This is a genomic window from Actinacidiphila glaucinigra, from assembly GCF_035918135.1.
GTDB classification, from domain to species: Bacteria; Actinomycetota; Actinomycetes; order Streptomycetales; family Streptomycetaceae; genus Actinacidiphila; species Actinacidiphila glaucinigra.
This window is the reverse complement of sequence record NZ_CP109144.1, coordinates 3,695,407-3,718,718: the sequence shown is the minus strand read 5'-3', so window position 1 is coordinate 3,718,718 and position 23,312 is coordinate 3,695,407. Positions and strand designations below refer to the sequence as shown.

Annotated in this window: 22 protein-coding genes; 16 read left to right on the top strand and 6 right to left on the bottom strand. The window is 74.5% G+C overall.

What is annotated here, in order from left to right; genetic code table 11:
* Positions 1-69: 69 nt before the first annotated feature.
* Complete coding sequence (locus tag OIE69_RS16275) at positions 70-309, bottom strand: exodeoxyribonuclease VII small subunit (protein ID WP_326572649.1); 240 nt, start codon at positions 307-309, stop codon at positions 70-72.
* A 75-nt stretch (positions 310-384) separates the two neighbouring features.
* On the bottom strand, positions 385-1,593 hold the full coding sequence (gene xseA / locus OIE69_RS16270) for an exodeoxyribonuclease VII large subunit (RefSeq protein ID WP_326572648.1): 1,209 nt from the start codon (positions 1,591-1,593) through the stop codon (positions 385-387).
* Positions 1,594-1,742: 149 nt separating this feature from the next.
* Here xseA and OIE69_RS16265 point away from each other — a divergent pair, with 149 nt between their 5' ends.
* The 3 genes from OIE69_RS16265 (at position 1,743) to ppgK (ending at position 3,845) form a co-directional block, all read left to right on the top strand.
* Positions 1,743-1,934 carry a hypothetical protein gene (locus OIE69_RS16265; RefSeq protein ID WP_326572647.1) on the top strand — a complete coding sequence of 64 codons (192 nt, stop codon included), beginning with the start codon at positions 1,743-1,745 and terminating at the stop codon, positions 1,932-1,934.
* 142 nt (positions 1,935-2,076) lie between these two features.
* Positions 2,077-3,072, top strand: a complete 996-nt coding sequence (locus tag OIE69_RS16260; RefSeq protein WP_326572646.1) for a 4-hydroxy-3-methylbut-2-enyl diphosphate reductase — start codon at positions 2,077-2,079, stop codon at positions 3,070-3,072.
* A 29-nt stretch (positions 3,073-3,101) separates the two neighbouring features.
* Positions 3,102-3,845 carry a polyphosphate--glucose phosphotransferase gene (gene ppgK / locus OIE69_RS16255; RefSeq protein ID WP_326572645.1) on the top strand — a complete coding sequence of 248 codons (744 nt, stop codon included), beginning with the start codon at positions 3,102-3,104 and terminating at the stop codon, positions 3,843-3,845.
* Between the two features lie 79 nt (positions 3,846-3,924).
* Here the strand turns inward: ppgK and OIE69_RS16250 are convergent, their stop codons facing one another.
* Complete coding sequence (locus OIE69_RS16250; protein WP_326572644.1) at positions 3,925-4,470, bottom strand: DUF6542 domain-containing protein; 546 nt, start codon at positions 4,468-4,470, stop codon at positions 3,925-3,927.
* Between the two features lie 191 nt (positions 4,471-4,661).
* Between OIE69_RS16250 and ychF the strand changes: the two genes are divergently transcribed.
* From ychF to OIE69_RS16235, 3 genes are all read left to right on the top strand, one after another.
* On the top strand, positions 4,662-5,750 hold the full coding sequence (ychF, locus tag OIE69_RS16245) for a redox-regulated ATPase YchF (protein ID WP_326572643.1): 1,089 nt from the start codon (positions 4,662-4,664) through the stop codon (positions 5,748-5,750).
* Between the two features lie 241 nt (positions 5,751-5,991).
* Positions 5,992-6,978 (top strand): class I SAM-dependent methyltransferase, encoded by a 987-nt coding sequence (locus tag OIE69_RS16240; RefSeq protein WP_326572642.1) that lies wholly within the window; start codon positions 5,992-5,994, stop codon positions 6,976-6,978.
* Between the two features lie 82 nt (positions 6,979-7,060).
* Positions 7,061-7,468, top strand: coding sequence for a hypothetical protein (locus tag OIE69_RS16235; RefSeq protein ID WP_326572641.1), 408 nt, complete (start codon positions 7,061-7,063; stop codon positions 7,466-7,468).
* A 17-nt stretch (positions 7,469-7,485) separates the two neighbouring features.
* Here the strand turns inward: OIE69_RS16235 and OIE69_RS16230 are convergent, their stop codons facing one another.
* Entirely contained in the window at positions 7,486-7,977 is a 492-nt protein-coding gene (locus OIE69_RS16230; protein ID WP_326572640.1) for a hypothetical protein, read from the bottom strand.
* 211 nt (positions 7,978-8,188) lie between these two features.
* Between OIE69_RS16230 and OIE69_RS16225 the strand changes: the two genes are divergently transcribed.
* Positions 8,189-9,271, top strand: coding sequence for a DUF4190 domain-containing protein (locus OIE69_RS16225; protein WP_326572639.1), 1,083 nt, complete (start codon positions 8,189-8,191; stop codon positions 9,269-9,271).
* Here OIE69_RS16225 and OIE69_RS16220 read toward each other — a convergent pair.
* Both OIE69_RS16220 and OIE69_RS16215 read right to left on the bottom strand, forming a co-directional pair.
* On the bottom strand, positions 9,210-9,914 hold the full coding sequence (locus OIE69_RS16220) for a response regulator (RefSeq protein WP_089224172.1): 705 nt from the start codon (positions 9,912-9,914) through the stop codon (positions 9,210-9,212). The genes OIE69_RS16225 and OIE69_RS16220 overlap by 62 nt on opposite strands.
* Positions 9,911-11,116 carry a sensor histidine kinase gene (locus tag OIE69_RS16215; RefSeq protein ID WP_326572638.1) on the bottom strand — a complete coding sequence of 402 codons (1,206 nt, stop codon included), beginning with the start codon at positions 11,114-11,116 and terminating at the stop codon, positions 9,911-9,913. Before OIE69_RS16215 ends, OIE69_RS16220 begins: the two co-directional genes overlap by 4 nt.
* A gap of 211 nt (positions 11,117-11,327) precedes the next feature.
* On the opposite strand from OIE69_RS16215, the gene OIE69_RS16210 reads away from it, so the two are divergent.
* The 9 genes from OIE69_RS16210 to OIE69_RS16170 all read left to right on the top strand — a co-directional run bounded on the left by OIE69_RS16210 (position 11,328) and on the right by OIE69_RS16170 (position 23,305).
* On the top strand, positions 11,328-12,368 hold the full coding sequence (locus OIE69_RS16210) for a carboxymuconolactone decarboxylase family protein (RefSeq protein WP_326572637.1): 1,041 nt from the start codon (positions 11,328-11,330) through the stop codon (positions 12,366-12,368).
* A gap of 152 nt (positions 12,369-12,520) precedes the next feature.
* Complete coding sequence (locus OIE69_RS16205; RefSeq protein ID WP_326572636.1) at positions 12,521-13,486, top strand: hypothetical protein; 966 nt, start codon at positions 12,521-12,523, stop codon at positions 13,484-13,486.
* A 218-nt stretch (positions 13,487-13,704) separates the two neighbouring features.
* Positions 13,705-14,991, top strand: coding sequence for a M14 family zinc carboxypeptidase (locus OIE69_RS16200; protein WP_326572635.1), 1,287 nt, complete (start codon positions 13,705-13,707; stop codon positions 14,989-14,991).
* A 90-nt stretch (positions 14,992-15,081) separates the two neighbouring features.
* Complete coding sequence (locus OIE69_RS16195; RefSeq protein WP_089224167.1) at positions 15,082-15,837, top strand: GntR family transcriptional regulator; 756 nt, start codon at positions 15,082-15,084, stop codon at positions 15,835-15,837.
* Between the two features lie 290 nt (positions 15,838-16,127).
* Positions 16,128-16,565: an RpiB/LacA/LacB family sugar-phosphate isomerase gene (locus OIE69_RS16190; protein ID WP_326572634.1), complete on the top strand. Its 438-nt coding sequence runs from the start codon at positions 16,128-16,130 to the stop codon at positions 16,563-16,565.
* Positions 16,562-16,729, top strand: a complete 168-nt coding sequence (locus OIE69_RS16185) for an SPOR domain-containing protein (protein WP_326572633.1) — start codon at positions 16,562-16,564, stop codon at positions 16,727-16,729. Before OIE69_RS16190 ends, OIE69_RS16185 begins: the two co-directional genes overlap by 4 nt.
* A 64-nt stretch (positions 16,730-16,793) precedes the next feature.
* Positions 16,794-17,213 carry a (deoxy)nucleoside triphosphate pyrophosphohydrolase gene (locus OIE69_RS16180; protein WP_326572632.1) on the top strand — a complete coding sequence of 140 codons (420 nt, stop codon included), beginning with the start codon at positions 16,794-16,796 and terminating at the stop codon, positions 17,211-17,213.
* Positions 17,214-17,907: 694 nt separating this feature from the next.
* Positions 17,908-20,541 carry a SpoIIE family protein phosphatase gene (locus OIE69_RS16175; protein ID WP_326572631.1) on the top strand — a complete coding sequence of 878 codons (2,634 nt, stop codon included), beginning with the start codon at positions 17,908-17,910 and terminating at the stop codon, positions 20,539-20,541.
* 145 nt (positions 20,542-20,686) lie between these two features.
* The gene (locus tag OIE69_RS16170) at positions 20,687-23,305 is read left to right on the top strand and encodes a SpoIIE family protein phosphatase (RefSeq protein WP_392567517.1); all 2,619 of its coding nucleotides are present in this window, start codon (positions 20,687-20,689) and stop codon (positions 23,303-23,305) included.
* The last annotated feature ends 7 nt before the right edge of the window (positions 23,306-23,312 follow it).

Below are 23,312 nucleotides of genomic sequence, written 5' to 3'. Positions count from 1 at the left end.
CATAGATGAAATTTCAACTAAACTTTCAACTATTACTCCGTGGAGCGGGTCACACCGCCCGCGCCCCGCTCACTCCTCCCCGGCGGCCTCCGGACCCTCCCCGGCGCCGCCGGACTCCTGCGCCAGGGCCGCGTCCAGCCGGGCGCGAGCGCCCTCCAGCCAGTCGCGGCACACCTTGGCGAGCTGCTCCCCCCGTTCCCACAGGGCGAGGGACTCCTCGAGCGTGGAGCCGCCGGCCTCCAGACGGCGAACGACGTCGACGAGCTCGTCGCGGGCCTGCTCGTACCCCAGCGTGTCCTGATCTGCCATGGCACCAGCCTAGGGCCGCCCTCCGACACGGCGGCCGGGCGCGCGGCGGACCGGCCGGTACCGGTGCCCTCGCGGTCAGCGCGTGACGCGGACGGTGAACTCGCCCTCGGCCACCCGGGCGCGCAGCTTCTCCTCCTCGGCCACCTCGTCCGCGGCGCGCACGACCTGCCCGTCCTCGCGCTGCAGCACCGCGTACCCGCGCTGCAGCGTCGCGGCGGGGGAGAGCGCCACGACCCGGGCCCGGGTGTGCGCCAGCTCGTCGTCCGCCCGCTCCAGCCGGTGCCGAAGATGGCGGCGGGACCGCTCCAGCAGGGCGGCGACCTGCTCCTCGCGCTCGTCGACCATCAGATGGGGCCGCGCCATGCACGGCCGGCTCACCGCGGCGGCAAGGCCGCGCTCCTCCCGGTCCAGGAGCCCGCGCATCACCCGCAGCGACCGCTGCCGCAGCTGCTCGACCCGGGCCAGCTCCTCGCCCACGTCCGGCACGACGCGCTTGGCGGCGTCGGTCGGCGTCGAGGCGCGCAGATCGGCCACCAGGTCCAGCAGCGGGGTGTCCGGCTCGTGCCCGATCGCCGACACCACGGGCGTACGGCACTCCGCCACCGTCCGCACCAGCCGCTCGTCCGAGAACGGCAGCAGGTCCTCCACGCTGCCGCCACCCCGCGCCACGATGATCACGTCGACCTCGGGGTGGGCGTCCAGGCCGCGCACCGCCTCGATCACCTGCGGCACCGCGTACGCGCCCTGGACGGGCACGTTGCGCACCTCGAAGCGGACCGCGGGCCAGCGCAGCCGGGCGTTCTCCAGCACGTCCCGCTCGGCGGCCGAGGCCCGGCCGCAGACCAGCCCGATCAGCTGCGGCAGGAACGGCAGCGGCCGCTTGCGCTCCGGCGCGAACAGGCCCTCGCCCGCCAGCCGCTTCTTCAGCTGCTCCAGCCGCAGCAGCAGGTCGCCGACGCCTATCGGGCGGATCTCCGCCGCGCGCAGTGACAGCTGGCCTCGCGGCGCGTACCACTCAGGCTTGGCGTTCACCACGACCCGGGCGCCCTCGCCGACCGCCCCGTCGAAGGCGTCGAAGACCGCCCGGCGGCACGTCACGCTGAGCGAGATGTCGTGCGACGGATCGCGCAGCGTCAGGAACACCACGCCCGCCCCCGGGCGCCGTGACAACTGGGTGATCTGCCCCTCGACCCACACCGGGCCGAGCCGGTCGATCCAGCCGCCGATCAGCCGGGACACCTCGCCGACCGGGATCGGCGTCTCCGCGGACGTGTTCACAGCCATACGCCGAGACTAGCCCCCGCCACGGACAGTGACGCCCTCCCGTCCGACCCGGATGGCACACCCCGCTGTCCTCCCGCCCCGCCGCCGCGCAGGCTGGGCAGGAGTGTCGCCGGTGACGCCCGCGTCACCGACAGGTCCTGGGAGGTCCCATGCACCGACCCGGCCGGTACGGCTGCCCCCCGTCCGAACGGCCGCCGCGCGTCCACGCCGGGTTCCGCGTCGGCCGCTACGGTCCCGGCTGCGGCTGCTTCACCTGCCTGCCCCTGGCGGGGGCCGCCCTCGCGGCCGGGTGGGTGCTCGCCGCCCGCCGTGCCGCACGGCGCCCGCGGCGCTGCCGCTGAGCCCCGCGTACCGCTCCCCGTCCGGCCTGTCCGGGCGGGTCCGTCGCGTGCGCCCCGGGACGCTCCGGCACCGCCCCCGCACCCCCGGCCGGGGCACCCGGGGCAGCGGTGGGGCCCCGTCCGGGCCCCGTACGATGGGCACATGACCGCTACGACTTCCCGCCGCGTCCTGCTCGCCGCCCCGCGAGGCTACTGCGCGGGTGTGGACCGTGCCGTGATCGCCGTCGAGAAGGCCCTGGAGCAGTACGGGGCCCCGATCTACGTCCGCCACGAGATCGTCCACAACAAGTACGTCGTGCAGACCCTGGAGCGGAAGGGCGCGATCTTCGTCGAGCAGACGGAGGAGGTGCCGCCGGGGTCGATCGTCATGTTCTCCGCCCACGGCGTCGCCCCGGTCGTCCACGAGGAGGCCGCCAAGGGCCGGCTCGCCACGATCGACGCGACCTGCCCGCTGGTCACCAAGGTCCACAAGGAGGCCGTGCGGTTCGCGGGCGAGGACTACGACATCCTCCTGATCGGCCACGAGGGCCACGAGGAGGTCATCGGCACCTCCGGCGAGGCCCCCGACCACATCACCCTGGTCGACGGCCCCGGCGACGTCGAGAAGGTCGAGGTCCGCGACCCGTCCAAGGTCGTCTGGCTCTCCCAGACCACGCTCTCCGTGGACGAGACCATGGAGACGGTCGACGCGCTCAAGGAGAAGTTCCCGCTGCTGATCTCGCCGCCGAGCGACGACATCTGCTACGCCACGCAGAACCGCCAGCTCGCCGTGAAGCAGATGGGCGCCGAGGCCGACCTGGTCATCGTGGTCGGCTCCCGCAACTCCTCCAACTCCGTGCGCCTGGTCGAGGTCGCCAAGCTGGCCGGCGCCCGCGCCTCGTACCTGGTGGACTTCGCCGACGAGATCGACCCGGCGTGGCTGGACGGCGTCTCCACGGTCGGCGTCACCTCCGGTGCCTCCGTGCCCGAGGTGCTCGTCGAGCAGGTGCTGGAGTGGCTGGCCGCCCGCGGCTTCGAGGACGTGGAGATCGTCAAGGCCGCCGAGGAGTCGATCACCTTCTCGCTGCCCAAGGAGCTCCGCCGGGACCTGCGCGCCGAGGCCGGCGAACTGATGCGGGGAGACACCTCCGAGGGGTGACCGGCCGTGCCACGTCGTAGCGTTGGGGCATGAGCGTTTTCGGTGTGGACATCGGCGGATCGGGCATCAAGGGTGCCCCGGTCGACCTCGGGCGTGGTGAACTGGCGGAGGAGCGCTTCAAAGTGCTCACCCCCCATCCCGCGACCCCCGACGCCGTCGCGGAGTGCGTGAAGCAGGTCGTCGACCACTTCGGGTGGACGGGCCCGGTGGGGGCCACGTTCCCCGGAGTGGTGACGCACGGCATGACGCGTACGGCGGCGAACGTCGACAAGGGCTGGATCGACATGGATGCCGCGGGGCTCCTGTCCCAGAAGGTCGGCTGCGCGGTGACCCTGCTCAACGACGCGGACGCCGCGGGCATGGCCGAGATGGAGTACGGGGCGGGCCGCGGCCGCAAGGGCACGGTCATCGTGCTCACCCTCGGCACGGGCATCGGCAGCGCGGTCTTCGTCGACGGCGGCCTGCTGCCCAACACGGAGCTCGGCCATCTGGAACTGCACGGCCACGACGCCGAGAAGAAGGCCTCCACCAAGGCCAAGGACGACGAGGGCCTCACCTGGGAGCACTGGGCCAAGCGCCTGGACAAGTACCTGGCCCACGTCGAGATGCTCTTCTCGCCCGAGCTGTTCATCCTCGGCGGCGGGGTCAGCCGCAAGGCCGACAAGTTCCTGCCGCTGCTGACCGGCGTCAGGGCCGAGATCGTGCCGGCCGCGCTGCAGAACAACGCGGGCATCGTCGGCGCGGGCATGGCGGCGGCCGCGGTCCGCTCCTGACCGCGGCGGCCGGCGGGAGGTGGCCGGGGACCGGCACGCGGAGGCGCCCCCCGGCCCCGGGCCGGGGGGCGCAGGGCGCTCAGCGGCGCCGTTCGCGCATCACATAGGCCACCTTCCGCGCGGCCGCGATCATCGCGGCGCCGACCGTGCCTCCGTACAGCCAGCCCGTCAGGGTGGCCAGCCCGGTCAGCAGGCCCATCACATGGCCCGTGAAGCCCCCGCCCTCGCCGTCGGCCGTCACGGCCAGCGCGATGGTGAAGGCGATGGGCGCGCTGACCGGCGCCGCCGACAGGTCGTACGGCCGTACGAAGAGCCCGGCGGCGAGGCAGGCCAGCAGGAAGACGACCCCGAAGAGGGTGCCGGGCTCGCCGGTGATCAGGGAGTCCGCGGCGCCTCCGGCGAGGGCGGCCAGCGTGATGAAGACGCCCGTGCCCAGTCCGGTCAGCCGGGGCTCCGTCCGGCGCAGCCGGGCGGCCCGCAGCAGCAGCGGCCCCCGGGGCAGACCGCCCCGGACGGCTGTCGCGCCCTGCGGGCGGCGCTGCGGGCGGGCCGGCCGAGGCAGCGGGGAGGCGGCGGTGGGGGCACCGCTGTTCTTGTGGGGTGTGCGCGCACTGTGTTGCTCCACGCACCCAACGTAGGCGCCGAGGAGGGGGAAAACGGGGGCAGGACACGACTTTTCACCGCCTGAGGGGGCCGCTCGGGGCGCGGCCGCTCCGTGGGCCGGTGCGTTCCGTAGACTGGTGGATCGGTCCGCCGGTCGCCCTGCCCGGGCGTGGCGGCCCATTCCACCCACCTCTCGCCCTGGGAAGTCGTCACGTGTCGCTCACGATCGGAATCGTCGGCCTGCCGAACGTCGGCAAGTCGACCCTGTTCAACGCCCTGACCAAGAACGACGTGCTGGCGGCCAACTACCCGTTCGCCACGATCGAGCCCAACGTCGGCGTCGTCGGTGTCCCCGACCCGCGCCTGGACAAGCTCGCGGGGATCTTCGACTCGCAGCGCAAGCTCCCGGCGACCGTGGACTTCGTCGACATCGCCGGCATCGTGCGCGGCGCCAGCGAGGGCGCGGGCCTGGGCAACAAGTTCCTCGCGAACATCCGCGAGTCCGATGCCATCTGCCAGGTCATCCGGGCGTTCGTCGACCCGGACGTGGTGCACGTCGACGGCAAGGTGTCCCCCAAGGACGACATCGAGACGATCAACACCGAGCTGATCCTCGCCGACATGCAGACCATCGAGAAGGTCCTGCCGCGGCTGACCAAGGACGCGCGCCTGCAGAAGGAGAAGGCGGCGGTGCTCGCCGCCGTCCAGGAGGCCCAGCAGATCCTCGAGGACGGCCGCACCCTGTTCTCCGCCGGCATCACCGCCGGCACGGAGAAGGCCGGCCTCCTGCACGAGCTGCACCTGCTGACCATCAAGCCCTTCCTCTACGTCTTCAACGTGGACGAGGACGAGCTGACCGACGAGGCGTTCAAGGCCGAGCAGCGCGCCCTGGTGGCGCCCGCCGAGGCGATCTTCCTCAACGCCAAGATCGAGTCCGAGCTGATCGAGCTGGACGACGAGGAGGCCCTGGAGCTGCTCCAGTCCATGGGGCAGGAGGAGCCGGGTCTCGCCACCCTCGCCCGCGTCGGCTTCGACACCCTCGGCCTGCAGACGTACCTCACGGCCGGGCCCAAGGAGGCCCGCGCCTGGACGATCAAGAAGGGCGCCACCGCCCCCGAGGCCGCCGGTGTCATCCACACCGACTTCCAGAAGGGCTTCATCAAGGCGGAGATCGTCTCCTTCGGCGACCTCGTCGAGTGCGGCTCCATCCCCGAGGCCCGCGCCAAGGGCAAGGCCCGCATGGAGGGCAAGGACTACGTCATGCAGGACGGCGACGTCGTGGAGTTCCGCTTCAACGTCTGATCCCACGTTCCGGCGACGTCGCCCGCGCGATGTCCCGTCCGGCGTCCGGGCCGGGCCCCTCGGGGTCCGGCCCCTCGTTGTTTCGGGCGTACATGCCAGGCGGGGGCCTGACGGGTGTACGGGGGGTCGCCGGGCGATGAATCGTTCGGGTCGCCGGGATGCACATCGTGTGCAGGTCCTTTCGGGCACGCGGGACGCGAGGTGGAATCGGCGCATCCCGGTTCTGAGATGTGAGGAAACGATGGCGTCCCTCGGCAGGCTCTACTCGATGTTCGACGACGTGGCACTCCCCGAGGACATCCCCTACGCCCAGATGAGCGACTGGGAGCAGAAGTTCCTCTACCTGGTGGCCCGTCACCACGTGAACGGCACCGGAGCCCTCGTCGAGCTGGGCTCCGGCGGTGGCGGCTCCACCTACGCCATCGCCAAGGGGCTGCGGGAGAACCCGGCGTTCGACGAGACGAAGGGCCGACTGCACGCCTACGACTTCTTCCGCGTGGGCAAGGGCACCTTCGCGACGCAGCGGTTCTTCAAGGCGGGCAAGGCGCCGGAGGGCGGCAACTCCTTCCGGGAGGACTTCGAGGCGGCGCTGGCCCCGTTCATGGGGTTCGTCGAGGTCCACGCCGGCGACATCTGGAACACCTCCGACCCGCAGGACAAGAGTCCCATCGAGTTCCTGCACGTCGACATCGCCAAGACGGCGCGGGTGTTCCGATGCGTGGCGGAACGTTTCCTCCCCCGCCTGGAGCCCGGTGCCGTCGTGCTGCACCAGGACTTCGCGAGCCCCCGCCTGCCCTGGCTGCACCACAGCACCGGCGCCCTGCTCCCGTACATCGAGATCGCCGGCGCGCCGATCCGTTCCACCCTCGCCTTCGAGGTCGTCCGGCCGATCCCGGCCGGGCTGCTGGCGCGCATCGCCGAGGACGACTACACGGTGGACGAGCGGCTGGCCCTGATCACCGCGGTGCAGGACGAGGTCGATCTCGACCACACCGGCCGGGTGCCCTTCAAGCCGGTCCTGGAGCTGGCCAAGGCGTACGTGTGCCACTACGAGGGCGACCACCGGCGCGCGTGGCGGATCGCCGGGCCGCTGCTGAAGGACCCGTACCTCTCCGAGACCCGCGCCGACCACTTCGCCCAGCTCCGGCGCGCGCTCGGCGAGGACGCCGCCCCCGCCCCCGCGCCGTCGGGGCTACGGCGGCTGCTGCGCAAGGTGACGGGGCGCTGAGCGTCCTCCCGTAGGTCACAGCACGGCGACGGAAACCGCGCACCGGCGGGGGCCGGACGTGCCGCGGGCCACCATGGCGGGCATGCGTACACGCCTCAGCACCGCAGTGCTCCTCGCCGCCGTGCTCCTCGCGCTCCCCGCCTGCAGCTCCGGCACCGGCGACGCCGGCGGCGGGCCCGAGGGCGGCGCCACGCCGTCCGTCGGGGCGCCCGGCTCGAAGGTGCCGGACATCAGCGAGGGCATCCCGGAGGAGCCGACCGGGGTCAAGCGCGCGGCGCTCCTCGCCGCGCTCAAGGCCGTCGACCCGGCCCTGGCCGCCGACGCGGACAAGGCCGTCGCCAACGCGCGCCAGCAGTGCGCCACCATCAACGGAGGCGGCAACGCGGTGGCCGCCGCGCAGTCGCGCTTCGGCAGTGCCGACCACCAGGTCACCGAGGAACAGGCCGAGGCCGTCAACGAGGTGCTGAAGCGGACGCTCTGCACGTCCTGACCCGTCCCCCGCCCCGGCTACGGCGTCGACGCGGCGGCCACCGGGTTGACGCTGTCGAAGCAGACCCGCCCCCGGGAGCGGGACAGGAAGAAGGAACCGCTGCAGGCGTCCGCGGTGATCTCCGCGTCGAAGGAGTCGCCGTGCAGCCACCCCGCGTCCGCCGGGAGGAGGGCGGCGAGACGGCCCGGGAGCACGGGCAGGCGGGCCGGGCGGAAGTCCCGCCGGGCGGTGAGCGCGGCGACCCGGCCCTCGGCGAGGGCGGCGAGGCCGACCACCCGGATGTCCGACGGACCGGGGACCGACCTGCCGTCGTTGCCCGCGACCAGGTGGTACGCCAGCCAGTGGGCACGGTGGAGCCGCCGCAGCAGCGGGAAGCGCCGCTGCAGCGGGGCGGTGTCCGTCCGCACCGGGCCCTCCGCGGCCTCACGCCGCTCCTGCGGCCGCCGCGAGGCGCATCCGGCCACGAGCAGCGCCGCCCCCGCGGCCAGCACCGTCCGTCGAGTCGTCATGTGCCCGCCCCCTGACGGTTCGTGTCGATCGCGCGGCTGCGCGGTGTCGTCCGGAACGTGCCGGCCGCCTCTGCGGACACAGTGCTTCCCCCTCGGGTGCCGGCGCCCGGCCCGGAGAACCCTAGCGGTGGCCGCCGACGGCGGGGGGCCGGGGCCGGGATATATTCGCGCGGCCGTTCGCCACGTTCGTCCGTCCGTGAGGAGCCGTTCCGTGCAGCCTCCGCCGTATCCCTCGTACCCCCACCAGCCCGCGCCGCCGCACGCGTTGCCGGCCGCGCCGCAGCGGCCGCCGCTGAACGGGCTCGCCGTGGCCGCGCTGGTGACCGGGCTGCTGTGCATGGTGCCGGTGGTCGGCGTCGTGCTCGGGGTGATCGCGCTGGTGCAGATCAAACGGACGGGCGCGCGCGGCAAGGGCATGGCCGTGACCGGGCTGGTGCTCTCGGCCGTCGGCACGCTGCTGTGCACGCTCGTGCTCGTCGGCGGCGCCGGCGCCTTCGTCAAGGGCTTCAAGGAGGGCGCCAGGGAAGGGGCCCGGGACGGCGGCGCCTTCTCGCTGCGCCGGGGCGAGTGCTTCGACACCCCCGGCGGCGGCTTGCAGGCCCCGGCCGCCGACATGGACACCGTGCCCTGCGCGCAGAGGCACACCGCCGAGGTGGTCGGGACGTTCCGGCTGCCCGGGCCCCAGGCCTATCCGGGCGACGCGGCGCTCAGGGACCGCGTGGAGGACCGCTGCCAGCGGCTGGCCGACGGCTACGCCATGGACGCGTGGGCGGTGCCGGCGGACGTCAAGGTGTACTACTACGCCCCGGACCGGGAGACCTGGAAGCTCGGAGACCGCGAGGTGACCTGCGTGTTCGGCAAGGAGAAGGGCACGCTCAAGGGCACTCTGCGGCAGGACGCGAGCACGCTCGACGCCCACCAGGTCGCCTATCTGGAGGCCGCCAACGCCCTCAACGAGGCCATGGCCGGGGGGCCGGAGGAGGAGTACGTGGAGGACGACCTCGAGGGCTACCGGAAGTGGGCCGGCGAGGTCACGGTGGCCCTCGCCGTGGAGGCCCGGGCGCTGCGGGCCCACGACTGGCCGGCCGGCGCCGCGGAACCGGTCGCCGCGCTCGCGGCGGAGGCCGGGAAGGCGCGCGCGTACTGGGCCGAGGCCGCCGCGGCGAAGGACGCGGACGCCTACTACGAGCACTACGAGGACGCGGACGCGCACAGCGGCCACGCTGAGGCGGTCAGGGCGCGGGAGGCGCTGGGGCTGGCCACGACGGTCGCTGCGGCGAACCCTTCGGTGTGATCAGCCCGGACTCGTAGGCGTAGACGACCAGTTGGGCGCGGTCGCGGGCGCCCAGCTTGGTCATCGCCCGGCTGACGTGGGTCTTGGCGGTCAGCGGGCTGATGACCATCCGTCCGGCGATCTCGTCGTTGGCGAGCCCGCGGGCGACGAGCGCGAGCACCTCGCGCTCCCGGTTGGTCAGCGCCTCCAGGCCCGCCGCGTGCGTGGCGTCGGGGGGCCGCGAGACGAACTCGCCGATCAGCCTGCGGGTGATGGCGGGGGAGAGCAGGGCGTCGCCGCGCCGGGCGACGTGGATGGCCTGGACGAGGTCGGCGGGTTCGGTGTCCTTGAGCAGGAAGCCGCTGGCTCCGGCGCGCAGCGCGTCGAAGACGTACTCGTCCAGGCCGTAGTTGGTGAGGATGACCACGTGCACGCCGGCCAGCCGCGGATCGGCGGCGATCAGCCTGGTCGCGCCGATCCCGTCGAGCACGGGCATCTGGACGTCGAGGAGCACCACGTCGGGCACGTGCCGCCGGGCGAGTTCGACGCCCTGCTGCCCGTCGCCCGCCTCGGCCACCACCTCGATGCCCTCCTCGGCGTCGAGGAGGGCGCGGAAACCGGCCCGCATCAGCGCCTGGTCGTCCACGATCAGCACGCGGATCACGACACCTCCTCCAGCGGCGCCCCGGCCGCCCCGGCCGCCGTCCCGCCGTCGGCCGGGGGAAGGGGGTCCAGGGGGAGTTCGGCCCGTACGGAGAAGCCGCCCCCGGGCCGCGGCCCGGCCCGCAGCCGCCCGCCGAGCGCGGTCACCCGCTCCCGCATCCCGGTCAGCCCGACCCCGGGCACCGGGCCGTCCCCGGGGGCCGCCGTGCCGTCGTCGTCGACCTGCACCACCAGCTCCCGGTCGCCGTACTCGATGCGGACGGTGGCCCGGGGCTCCGGCCCGGCGTGCCGGGCGACGTTGGTGAGCGCCTCCTGCACGATGCGGTACGCGGCCCGGTCGACCGCGTCGCCCAGCGGCCGTTCGCGTCCGCCGACCGTGACGCCGGTCGGCAGCCCGGCCGTGCGCGAGCGCTCCACCAGGTCCTCGATCCGGTCCAGTCCGTGACCGCCCCCGGTGCCGCGCAGCACCTCCAGGGTCGCGCGCAGCTCCCGCATCGCCTCCCCGCTCGCCTCCTGGATCGCCAGCAGCGCGTCGGGCACCTCCTCGCCGCGCTTGCGGGCCAGATGGACGGCGACCCCGGCCTGCAGCTTGATGATCGAGATGCTGTGGGTGAGCGAGTCGTGCAGCTCCCGGGCGATCCGCAGCCGCTCCTCGCCGGCCCGGCGCAACGCCGCCTCCTCGCGGGTGCGTTCGGCGTCCAGCGCCCGCCGCTCCAGCTGCTCCAGGTAGGCCCGGCGGTGCCGGCCCACCACGGCCATGGCGACCGAGGCCAGGAACCAGCCGAGCAGCAGCGCGGTGGACTGCGCAGACGTGGGCGCCGGCTGCCCGGAGGCGAGATAGCCGGCGAGGAACGCCAGCGCCGACAGCTGCACCGGCAGCCGCTTCCCGCCCGCCCTGACCGCCATGTGGATGGCGACGAGCACGGGGAACGCCGCCGAGGGGCCGGGGTGCACCCGCAGCGCGTAGGCCAGCATGCAGCCGGTGCACAGCAGCAGCGCCGCCGCGGGCCGGCGGCGGCTCCCGGCCACCGCCAGCGCGCCCACCAGACCCAGCGTCAGGTCGAGGGCGTTCGAGGGGCGCGGCACCCCGGGCAGCAGCAGGACGTCGACAGCCAGGACGACGCCGATCACCGCGTCGAAGGCGACGCCCCGCCACCCCCGCAGCCCGGCCAACCCCTGACGCCCGATCAGCGTGCCACCCATGCCCGCAGCCTACGCCGCCGCCCCGGGCGGCACGTCCTCCCCGAAGACGGCTCCGCGGATACTCCCGGTGGAGTAGTCCCGCCCGCGGCCCCGGCGCCCGGAGCAGTGCCGGACCCCTTCCCCCGGACGACGACCGGACGGCCCCCGGGCGGTCACGATCGACCCGACGCGAACACCACCGTCCACGAGCCGTCAGCGAGGAGGCCCGGCCATGGCCACGCCCTTCCGTCTCACCACTCCCGCGCCGCCCGGCGACGCCACCGGCCGGACCGCCGAGGTCTACGCCCAGCTCGCCGCCGACTTCGGCGTCGGGCACGCCCCGACCTTCGTGGCGCTGTCGGCCGCCCCCGACCTGCTCGCCGCGACCTGGGCCGTGCTGCGCGAGTCGCTGCTCGCCGGCCGGGTCCCGCGCACCGACAAGGAGCTGGTCGCCCTGGGGGTGTCGGCCGCGAACCGCTGCCCCTTCTGCGTGGACGCGCACACCGTCCTGCTGCACGCCACCGGTGACCACCGCCTCGCCGAGACGGTCGCCCGCGGAGGCACGCCGGACGACCCCGCCCGGGCCGCGCTGCTCGCCTGGGGCAGGGCGACCGCGCCCCCCGGCGGTCCGGCGGCAACGGCGCGCCCTTTCGGCCCGCGGGACGCGCCGGAGTTCATCGGCACCGCCCTCGCCTTCCACTTCGTCAACCGGATGGTGTCCGCGCTGCTGACCGAGGACCTGCTGCCCGGCGGGCTGCAGCGGCTGCGGCTGGTGCGCAGCCTCGGCGGCCGGGCCCTGGCCCGTACCGTCCGCAGGCCGCTGCCGCCCGGGGCCAGCCTGCCCCTGCTGCGCGGTCCGGCCGGGCCCGCGCCGCAGTGGGCGGAGGACGCCCCGGTGGGCGCCGCCTTCGCCGCGCTGCGGCGGGCCGCCGCCGTGGGAGGGCGACGGCTCGGCGACGCCGCCCGGGAGGCGGTGGTGGCCGCCGTGGACGCCTGGGACGGCACGCCCGAGCCGCTCGGCGGCGACCGGACCGCCGAGGCGCTCGCCGGGGTGCCCGCCGCCGAACGCCCCGGCGCCCGGCTCGCGCTGCTCGCCGCCCTCGCCCCGTACCGGATCACCGAGGCGGACGCGGAGGCCTGGCGGATCGCCGATCCGGACCCCTACGACGCCGATCTGGTGCGGGTGCTGGCCTTCGGCGCCATGGCCGCGGTGTGCCGGATCGAGGCCTCGGTCCACGAGCCTTTGCTTCGCCCCAGGTTGACAGCCCATTGACAGAGCCACGACGATGCGTGGTGCCACTGGGGCCGATGAGCCCCGTGTGCACTTCGACCACTCGCCCGGTGACGCCTCGGCCTGCTCACGTACGGGGAGAGCTGCCGTCAGCCGCGCCCGCCGGGCCACGCAACGCCAAGATTGGGTTCTGCATGTCCATATCGCGACGTGTCACCGTCGGACGGCTGCTGGGCGTGAGCGCCGCGGCCGTCGCCCTCACCGCCGTGGGTGCCACCTCCGCCTGGGCCGGCGACTGCCCGGGCGGCAAGGGCTGGGACCGCGGTGGCCACCACGGCTACAAGCCCGGCCAGGGCGGCGGCACCAAGACCTCCACCGACCGCTGCGAGTTCTCGCTCGACGGCACGGCCTGGTACCCGTCGGTCAAGGTCGACGACGTCAACCTCAAGCCCGGCGAGGACGGCAAGGTCCACGTCAAGGTCCGGGTCGCGGACGGCTCCGCGTCCTGCACCGTGTCCCTCGCCTCCTACCGCACCCACGGTGCCACCTTCCAGACCTCCGGCAAGCAGGTGTTCCACGACTGGGACACCGTGAAGATCACCACCGGCACCGACACGCTCGACGTGGCCGTGCCGGACGTCACCTGCTTCGCGCAGGTCGACCTGTACTACGGCAACAAGAAGTACGACGGCGTCCTGGACGCCAACGACGGCTACGAGCACGGCGACCTGCCCGAGGGCCCGAACCACGCGGTCATCGGCGACAAGAAGATCGCCTGGTGGAACGGCGGCACGAAGGACTGCACCACGCAGACCGTCCCGTCCACCCCCGCCACCTCCACCCCGACCACCCCCTCGGGCGACGAGACCACCCCCGCCGGTGACGAGACCACCCCGGCCGGCGGCGAGGAGACCACCCCCGCCGCGACCGAGACCCCCTCGGCCACCGCCCCGGCCTCGGAGTCGGCGCCGGCCTCGGCCGCGCCGTCCGAGTCCGTCGAGGCCGAGACCTCCGAGTCCCCCAACGGCGGCTCGGGCGACCTCGCCGAGACCGGCAGCGGCAACGTGGGCATGCTCTCGGCCGCCGCGGCCGTGCTGCTGGCCGCCGGTGGCGGTGTGGTCCTCGCGACCCGTCGCCGTCAGGCCGCCCGCCGGCACTGACACCCGCCGAGCGCAGGAGGGGTACGGCCGCGTCGGCGGCCGTACCCCTCCGTCGTGCCGGGCCGGACCGCCGCCCGACGCGCTCGACGCCCCCGTCGTCGAAGTGGCTCCCCCTGGCACCCGGCCGGGGGAGCCACTTTGACGACAGGGCCTAGCCCCGGCTCCGTACGGATTGGAACAATCCGAACCTGACCGTAGGGACCGAAGCGGGGGGCTGCATGACATCTCCGGGGGACACCGCTGTCGGCGAGCGCTATCCGACCGTGGACGAGGTCGCCGCGGCGGCCAGGGCCCTGGCGCTCCGCCGCCCCGACGTCTGCCGACTGCGGACGGTGGGGCTGTCCCGGGCCGGGGAGCCGCTGCTGCTGCTCTCGGTCGGGCACGGATCGCGCAACGTCCTGGTGGTGGCCGGCCCGCACGCCAACGAGATGGTCGGCGGCGCCACCGCGCTGCTGCTGGCCCGGCGGGTCACCGCCGACCCCGTGCTGCGCGACGGCACCGACGCCGCCTGGCACTTCCTGCTCTGCGCGGACCCGGACGGCGCCCGGCTCAACGAGGCCGTCCCGGACGCCCGGTTCACCATGCTCGGCCACTACCGGCACTTCTTCCGCCCGCGCGCCGCGGAGCAGCCCGAGTGGCTGCCGGACGACGGCACGCTGGACGGGGCCCTGCCCGAGACCCGGGCGCTGATCGGGGTCATCGACGAACTGCGGCCGGTGCTGCAGTGCTCGCTGCACGGCATCGACGTGGGCGGCACCTTCATCCAGGTGACCCGGGACATCCCGCGGCTCGCGGAGCGGATCGCCAAGTCCGCCGCCGAGTTCGACATCCCCCTGGAGGCCGGCTCCTCCGACGCCTTCCACTGGCCGAGCCCCGGCCCCGGGGTGTACGTGCTGCCGCCGCCCGGCGGCCCGCGCGAGGACGCCTCCAACTCCACCTGGACGTACGCCCACCGGTACGGCGGCGTCACCGCGATCGCCGAGGTGCCCATGTGGGCGTGCGACCGCGCCGCCGACACCTCGCCGCACCCGAGTGCCGAGCGCGCGCTGCGCACGGCGGGGGAGGCGCTGCGCCGCGCCAGCCTGCTGGTCGGCGGGCTCATCGGGGAGGTGCGGCCGCACCTGCCCGATGACGGCGGGCCGTTGCTGCGCGCCGCGCAGGAGATCGTCGCGGTCGGCCCGGCGCTCGCCGCGGACTGGGACCCGGCGCTGCGCACGGCGGCCGCCCCGCCGCTGCCCGCGATGACCCGGGCCCGGGTCAGCAGCGTCGAGATCTACGCGCAGCGACTGCCGTTGCGCGCCGCCGCGATGCTGCTGCGGGTGGTGCGTACCGCTGAGCTCCCGCCCGCCCCGCCGGCCCCCGTGCGGGAACTGCTGGAGCGGCTGGTGGCGGAGTGGTGCGAGGCGTACGAGACGGCGCACCGGGCCCGCTGGATCCCGGTGCGTCAGCAGGCGGAGCAGCACGCGAGGGTGGTTCTCGCGGCCTTCGATCTGCTGCCCGGGTGACGCGACACGGGTAAAGCCCTGCGGAAGGCTTGCGGGTGGCAACCCTGAGTTGTCAAGCTGTTGCACACAGTCAACCCGAGGGAGGGGCACGTGCCTTTCGGTGAGCAGCCCGCGTACCTGCGCGTCGCCGAGGATCTCCGCCGGAAGATCCTCGACGGCAGCCTCCCCCCACACACCCGCCTGCCGTCGCAGGCCCGCATCCGCGCGGAGTACGGGGTGTCGGACACCGTCGCCCTGGAAGCCCGCAAGGTGCTGATGGCCGAGGGCTTCGTCGAGGGCCGGTCCGGCTCCGGCACGTACGTGCGCGAGCGCCCCGACCCGCGGCTGGTCGTGCGTACGGGCTACCGGCCGGGCAGCGGCCAGGCGACGCCGTTCCGGCAGGAGCAGGCCGACGAGGGCTTCAAGGGCACCTGGGAGTCGAACAGCTTCCAGGACACGGCCACCGCGCGCATCGCCGAGAGGCTGGGCATCAAGCCCGGCGACCGCGTGATGCGCACGCGCTACCTCTACCGGACGGAGGGCGAGCCGATGATGCTCGCCACCTCGTGGGAGCCGCTGTCGGTGACCGGCCGCTCGCCCGTCCTGCTGCCGGAGGAGGGCCCGTTGGCCGGGCAGGGAGTGGTGGAGCGCATGGCCGCGCTCGACGTCGTGGTCGACAACGTGGCCGAGGACGTCGGCGCCCGGCCCGGGCTCGCGGAGGAGACCGCGGTGCTGGGCGGGGTGCCCGGGCACGTGGTCATCGAGATCCGCCGTACGTACTACGCGTCGGGACTGCCCGTCGAGACCGCGGACCTCGTCATCCCGGCCGACCGCTACCGGGTGTCGTACCGGATGCCGGTGAAGTGACCCCGCCCGGACACCGGGCCGCTCCGGCGGGGCGGGGCGGCCGGGTCCGGGCCCGTACCGCGGGCCGCGCCCCCTGTGCGCCGTCGCCGGCAAGCCCACTGGTGGGCCGGGTGCCGGCGCGGCGCCGGTGGTGCGCGGGCCGTACGGGGCGGCGCCGGGGCGCACACCGATGCGCGAACGGCGCGGACAAGAGCCCCTTCTGAGTCAACTCCCAATCGAACATGGCCCGATCGAGTCGAATACTGCCCGAACGTGTCCGGCGCGTCACGTTCGGGCGTAGGCTCCGGCATATGCGCATCGCCGTTTCCTCGGACATGGACGAGCCGGTTGCGCGGCTGGTCGTCGACGAACTGCGCCGCCGCGGCCACACCGTGATCGCCTACGGCGCCCTGCGCGCCGGCGACCGCAAGGACTGGGCCTGGAGTGCGGAGAACGCCGCCCGGGACCTCGCGACGGGCCGCGCCGACCAGGCCGTCGTGTGCTGCTGGACGGGCACGGGAGCGTCCATCGCCGCCAACAAGGTGCCCGGCGTCCGCGCCGCCCTCTGCGCCGACGCGTACTCCGCGGACGGCGCCCGCAAGTGGAACGACGCCAACGCCCTCGCCCTGAGCCTGCGTCTGACCAGCGAGCCCCTGCTCAGGGAGATCCTCGACGCGTGGTTCGCCGGCGCCCCGAGCGGCGAGGACGACGACCGGGCCAACGTGGCGCACCTGGAGGAGATCCGATGAGCGAGCTGGTCTGGGTGGTCATACGCCAGGACGACAACGGCAACCGTTACCGGGTCGGCCGCTACGCCACCCGGCAGGAGGCCGAACACGTCGCCGACACCCTCGACGCGCGCGGCCACAAGCAGCTCTACCTCATCGAGCGGATCGACCGGCGCGCGTCCTAGCCGTCCGCCGCGGAAGCCTTCCCGGAAGCCGCCGGGGACAGCCGTCCCGGATAAGGTGCCGCCCATGACGACGCAGGACGTGACGGTGGTGGTCGGCGCGGCCGTGCTCGACCGCGGCAGGCTGCTCGCGGCGCGGCGCAGCGCGCCGCCGGAGCTGGCGGGGCGCTGGGAGCTGCCCGGCGGCAAGCTCGAGGCGGGTGAGACGGCGCCGCAGGCGCTGATCCGGGAACTGCGCGAGGAACTGGGCGTGGAGGCCGAGGCGCTGGAGCGGGTCCCCGGCGAATGGCCGCTCAAGCCCGGTTACGTCCTGCAGGTGTGGACCGCCCGCATCCTCTCCGGGGAGCCCCGGCCCCTGGAGGACCACGACGAGCTGCGCTGGCTCACCCCCGACCGCCTCGACGAGGTCGACTGGCTCGACCAGGACCGTCCCGCGGCCGCCTGGGCGGCGGCCCGGGCAGCCGCCCAGGGCCCGACCCGGGGCTGACCGCACCCACCCGGCGCGCACCGGGTCGTCGACGCGGGGGGTGCGGGTTCGTCTCGCGCCCTTCGGGCGCACAGCGGCCGGCTGCGGAGGGGAGGGCGGGGGCTGCCCTCCTCGGCCGTGTGCGGGTGGGTGCGTGGCGGGGGTTCGGGCTCCGGAACGGGGTGCCTTCGCGTCGGCGGGGGTCTCGTTGCCGTCCGCGGGTGCAGACGGCCGATTCCACGCCTGCTCCCGGTGGTGGGCGGGCCTGCCGTAACCGGCGTCTGCCGGTGATTCGAGGTGCTGTCGAGGGGCCCACGGAAGATCGGGCCCGCTTTCCCCGACATGTCCGGCGGAACGGGGCCCGATGTCGGGGAAGCACCCGCGGACGCGGGTCACGGCAGGCGAGCCTCCCACGAAGGGCGGGCGTGGCAACCAGCGATCCGCACCCGCGGACGGCGACGAGACCGGCACCCCCCGAACAACCGGCCTCGCTCCGGAGCCTGAACCCCCCGCCGACCATCGGTCCGCACACCGCCGACCGGCCCCGGACCCCACCCTCCCGTCCGCGGCCCGCGTCCGTGCGCCCGAAGGGCGGGACCCCCGCGGCACGCCGGGACGGATATGCGGCGCGGAATATCGGGTATGTGGGGATTGATCCGAAGACGGTCGGCCGGCCCCGAGCCGGTGGCCCTGCAATGGTCTGGGGTCCCCACACGTGAGCGGGAGCGAGGGCGGCACTGCGAAGGGCGAGGACCCGGGACACCCCGAGTCCCCGGCCGCGCACGAGCGCGCCCACGCCGGGCTCCGGCCCGGATCCGCGGGACCGGCGCCGGGCGGGCCCACCGCCTCCGGGACGCTGATGGACACCCTGCGGCCGGCCGTCGTCATCCTCGACACCTCTGGCCGGGTCCTGCTCTGGAGCCCCCTCGCGGAGGAGATGCTCGGCTGGCCGGGCGAGCACATCGTGGGCCGCCGGGTCTCCGCCCTGATCGACCCCGCCGAGGACGGCGGGCGGGCGGGGCGGCCCGGGACATCCGCGCCCGCCGGGCGCCGGACGGCCTCCGTGCCCCGCCCCGGCCCCGCCGAGCCGATCCTGGCCGAGGTGCTGCGCACCGGCCGCTGGGACGGCGTCCTCGCCGTCCGGCACCGCGACGGCCACCGGGTGCAGGTCGAGGCACGGGCCTCGCTCCTCGTGGACGGCGACGGCCGGCCCTTCGTCCTGGTCTCGATCGCCGAGACCAGCCGGATCCGCGGCATGGAGCACGACCTGGCGGCACTGGACTCGCTCTTCGACTCCTCGCCCCTGGGCGTCGCGATCTTCGACACCGAGCTGCGCTACGTCCGTGTCAACGACGCCCTGACGCGGATGAACGAGGTCCCCGCCGCGCAGACCCTCGGCCACCACGTCGAGGAGATCGTGACCGCCGGAGCCGCCGACGAGCTCACCACCCTCCAGCGGCACGTGCTGGCCACCGGCCGACCGGTCATCGACGTCGTCGTGCCCGGACCGTCCGGCGGCTGGCGCTCGGTGTCGTACCACCGGCTGGAGGACCGCGCGGGCCGGGTGCTGGGGATCAGCTGCAGCGTGATGGACGTGACGGAGCGCCAGCAGAGCGCCGAGAAGATCGAGCGCACCCGGCGCCGGCTGGCACTGCTCAACGACGTCGGCTCGCGCCTGGCGGACCTGCTGGACGTACGGCGCATCGCCGAGCAGCTGGCCGGGACCGTCGTCCCGCGCTTCAGCGACTACAGCGGGGTGATCCTGCACGCGGCCGTGCCGGACGGCGGGGAGCTGCCCGGCGCCCCGTACGGGGAGCGCACGGAGATGCGCCAGCTCGGCATCGGGGCGATCAAGGAGGGCCCCCTGGTCGACCGGATGATCGGCATCGGCAAGGTCGTCGAGGTCGACCGGGCGTCCGTCTTCGGCTCCGTGCTGCACAGCGCGCGGCCCGCCCTGGTGCGCAGCGCGGACGAACTGCGCGACTCCGTCGCCACCTTCCCCGGCGACCCCAAGGTGCAGGCCGCCCTGGACCTCGGCATCCACTCGCTGCTGGTCGCCCCGCTGCGCGCCCGCGGCATCGTCCTCGGGCTGCTGGTCGTCAGCCGCGCCGGCGGCCGGGACCCCTTCGACCAGGACGACGTCGAACTCGCCATGGAACTGTGCGACCGCTCCGCGGCGGCCCTGGACAACGCGCGCCTCTACATCCGCGAGCGCGAGGGCGCCCTGATGCTGCAGCGCAGCCTGCTGCCGCGGAGCGTGCCCGAGCCGCCCGGCGTCGACCTCGCCTTCCGCTACGTCCCCGGCAGCAGCGGGGCGGCGGCGGGCGGCGACTGGTTCGACGTCATCCCGCTCGCCGGCGGGCGGGTCGCCCTCGTCGTCGGGGACGTCATCGGCCACGGGCTGCGCGCCGCCGCCACGATGGGCCGGCTGCGTACCGCCGTGCGGACCCTGGCCGCGCTGGAGATGGCGCCGGAGGAACTGCTGCGCCGCGTCGACGACCTCGGCGACGACCTCGCCGCGGGCACGGCCGAGGGCTGGACGGCGACCTGCGTGTACGCCGTCTACGACCCCTCCACCCGGCGGCTCGCCGTGGCCCGCGCCGGGCATCCGCCGCCCGTCCTGGTGGAGCCCGCGAGCCACGGGGGCGGCCGGGCCCGGCTGCTGGATTCCCCGGCCGGGGTGCCGCTGGGCGTCGGCGGCGTCGACTTCGAGTCCGTCGAGCTCGACGTGCCCGACTCCTCCGTCCTCGTGCTCTACACCGACGGGCTGGTCGAGGCGCGCGGCGAGGACATCGGGGTCGGCATGGACCGGATGCGGTCGGTGCTCGCCCGCCGGCCGCTGCGCTCCCTGGAGCAGGCCTGCGACGACCTGCTGGCCACCCTCGCCCAGGGCCGCGAACCCGACGACGTGGCCCTGCTCATGGCCCGCCTCGGCGGCCTCCCGGAGGGCAGCACGGCCCACTGGGCGTTCACGGCCGAGCCGAGCGCCGTACGCCGTGCCCGGCGGAACGTGACGGACACCCTGGCGCAGTGGGGGCTGCGCGAGCTCACCGACGTCACCGTGCTGCTCGTCAGCGAACTCGTCACCAACTCCCTGCGGTACGCCCGCGGTCCCATCGGGGTGCGCATGGTGCGCGGCACCTCGCTCCTGGTCGAGGTCTCCGACCCGCTGCCCGACCCGCCCCGCCGGCGCGCCGCAAGCGAGGAGGACGAGGGCGGCCGCGGGCTGCACCTGGTCGCCCACACCTCCCGGCGCTGGGGCACCCGGCACGGCCCGCAGGGCAAGACGGTCTGGTTCGAGCTCGCCCTCCCCGCCGCGGCGAACGCCGCGGGCGGCCCCCGCGGATGACCGGTCACGCACGGTTCGGCGGGCCGGAGCAGGGTAGTTGAAGTGGGGCGTCGGCGGAATTCGTACGCCTCGAGATGATGCTGTGATCGACAAGTGCATGTGCGGAACGGGGGTAATGCTGAATACTCGGCACCAGCCGGTCCGTATGTGTGAGCTGGAGGGGTCGGGCGTGAGCGATGAGCCGTCGGGGGTTGTTGGGCCCCGGAACGCTGAGGCCGTGACACAGAGCGCCTGGCAGTCCAGTCCGCCCGGCTCCCTCTACGACTACATCCGGGTGGCCTCGTTCTCCCTCGGCCCCGACGGGCGGATCGAGCAGTGGAGCGAGCGCGCCGAGGAGTTCTTCGGCGTATCCGCGTCCGAGGCGCTCGGCCAGGACCCCATCACCGCCTTCGTCCCCGAGGACCAGCGCACCCGGGCGCACGAGCGCGTCGCGGAGATCCTCGACGGGCGCGAGTGGATCGGCACCGTGCCGTACCGCGACAAGGCCGGCCAGGAGGGCCTGGCCGAGGTCTACGTCATGCCCTCGCGGAGCGAGACGGGCCGGCGCGGGGCGCTCTGCATCGCCGTGGACGTCCGTGTGCTGCGCCAGATCGAGACCGACCTCGCCTCCTCGCAGGCGGTGTTCGGCCAGTCGCCGATGGGCTTCATCCTCTTCGACACCAACCTCAAGCTGCTCCGCGTCAACCAGCGCTTCTCCACCGTCTTCGGCCGCAACCCCGGCGACCACCGCGGCCGCACCCCGCACGACTTCCTCTCCCGCGTCGAGGCCGACCGGCTCACCGCCGCCCTCAAGCAGGTGCTGGACAGCGGCGACCCGGTCCTGGACATGACGATCGTCGGCACCGTCCCCTCGGGGTCCGGCACCAACAACCGCAGGCGCTGGGCGATCTCCCTGTACCGGCTGCACAGCGGCAGCGGGCGGCCCATCGGCGTCGCCGGCGTCGCCCAGGACGTCACCGGACGCCAGCGCGCCGAGCGGGAGGCCGCGCACACCCGCCGCAACCTCGCCCTGCTCAACGAGGCCAGCCGGCGCATCGGCAGCTCCCTGGACCTGGAGACCACCGCCCGCGAACTGCTCGACGTCGCCGTGCCGCACTTCTGCGACCTGGCCTCGGTCGACCTCTACCAGGCGCTCCTGGTCGGCGAGGAGGGCCCGGTCGGCACCGCCGACGGCAGTGGCGAGGTCCGCCGGGTCGCCTTCGCCAGCGCCGTCTCCGACGCGCCCGTGACCCCCCTGGACGGCGGCCACGCGGGCGGCCCGGTCTCGGTGGGCGCCGTCCACCGCTACCCCTTCAACTCGCCCTGGGCGAGCGCCCTGCGCACCGCCCAGACCCAGGTCATAGGCGCCGACGCCGGCGACGGGGAGGTGGAGCTCGGCGAACTCGGCGGTGGCCTGGTGCAGTCCACCCTCGCCGTGCCCGTCGTCGCCCGCGACACCGTGCTGGGCCTGGTCCAGTTCGCCCGCGCCAAGGGCAGCGAGCCCTTCTCCGAGCGCGACCGGATGCTCGCCGAGGAACTCGCCGCCCGCGCCGCCGTCTTCATCGACAACGCCCGGCTCTACCGGCGCGAGCACGAACGCGCCCTCATCCTGCAGCGCAGCCTGCTCCCGCCCGGCAACCCCGAGGCCGCCGGACTCGACATCGCCTGCCGCTACCTGCCCGGCAACATGGAGACCGAGGTCGGCGGCGACTGGTTCGACGTCATCGAACTCCCCGGCCACCGCACCGCGCTCGTCGTCGGCGACGTCATGGGCCGCGGTCTGCGCGCCGCCGTGGCGATGGGCGAACTGCGCACCGCCGTACGCACCCTGGCGCTGCTGGACATCGAACCCGCCGACGTGCTCTCCGCCCTCGACGAGGTCGCCCGCGGGCTCGGCGGCAGCGGCGACGGCCGCAGCAGCCGGCGCGGCAAGGGGAGCGACGGCTCGGACCTGTCCGAGGTCTATCTCGCCACCTGTGTGTACGCCGTCTACGACGCCATCACCCGCCGCGTCACCATCGCCAACGCCGGCCACCTGCCGCCGGTCCTCGTCGAACCCGGCGAGCAGGCCATGATGCTGGAGGTGCCCACCGGCATGCCGCTGGGCGTCGGCGGCGAGCCCTTCGAGGAGGTCGAGGTCGACCTGCCGGACGGCGCCCTCCTCGCCCTCTACACCGACGGCCTCGTCGAGTCCCGCAACCACCCGCTCGACGAGGGCCTGCGCGCCTTCCGCGCCGCGCTGGACGAACCCCAGCGCCCGCTGGAGGACGTCTGCGACCACATACTCGCCCGGCTCGACACCGCCCACGGCGAGGACGACATCGCCCTGCTCATGGCCCGCGTCCACGGCCTGCCCGCCGACTCCGTCGGGGACTGGACGCTGGAGCCCAACCCCCGCTCCGTGGCCCGCGCCCGCGAGCTCGCCCGCGACTGCCTGGTCTCCTGGGACATGGCCGCGCTGGTCGACACCACCGAACTGCTCGTCAGCGAACTGGTCACCAACGCGCTGCGGCACGGCCAGGGCGACATCCGGCTGCGCCTGCTGCGCGACCGCACGCTGGTCTGCGAGGTCTGGGACGACGCCCTCGCCCAGCCGCGCCGCCGGCGGGCCCGCGCCACCGACGAGGGCGGCCGCGGACTGCAACTGGTCTCCCTGCTCAGCACCCGCTGGGGCTCCCGCCGCACCCACCGCGGCAAGACCGTCTGGTTCGAGCTGGACCTGCCCTCGGACGGCGGGGGCAGCACCGGCGAGGACACGATAGAGGCGCTGCTCAGCCTCTTCTGAGCAGCGC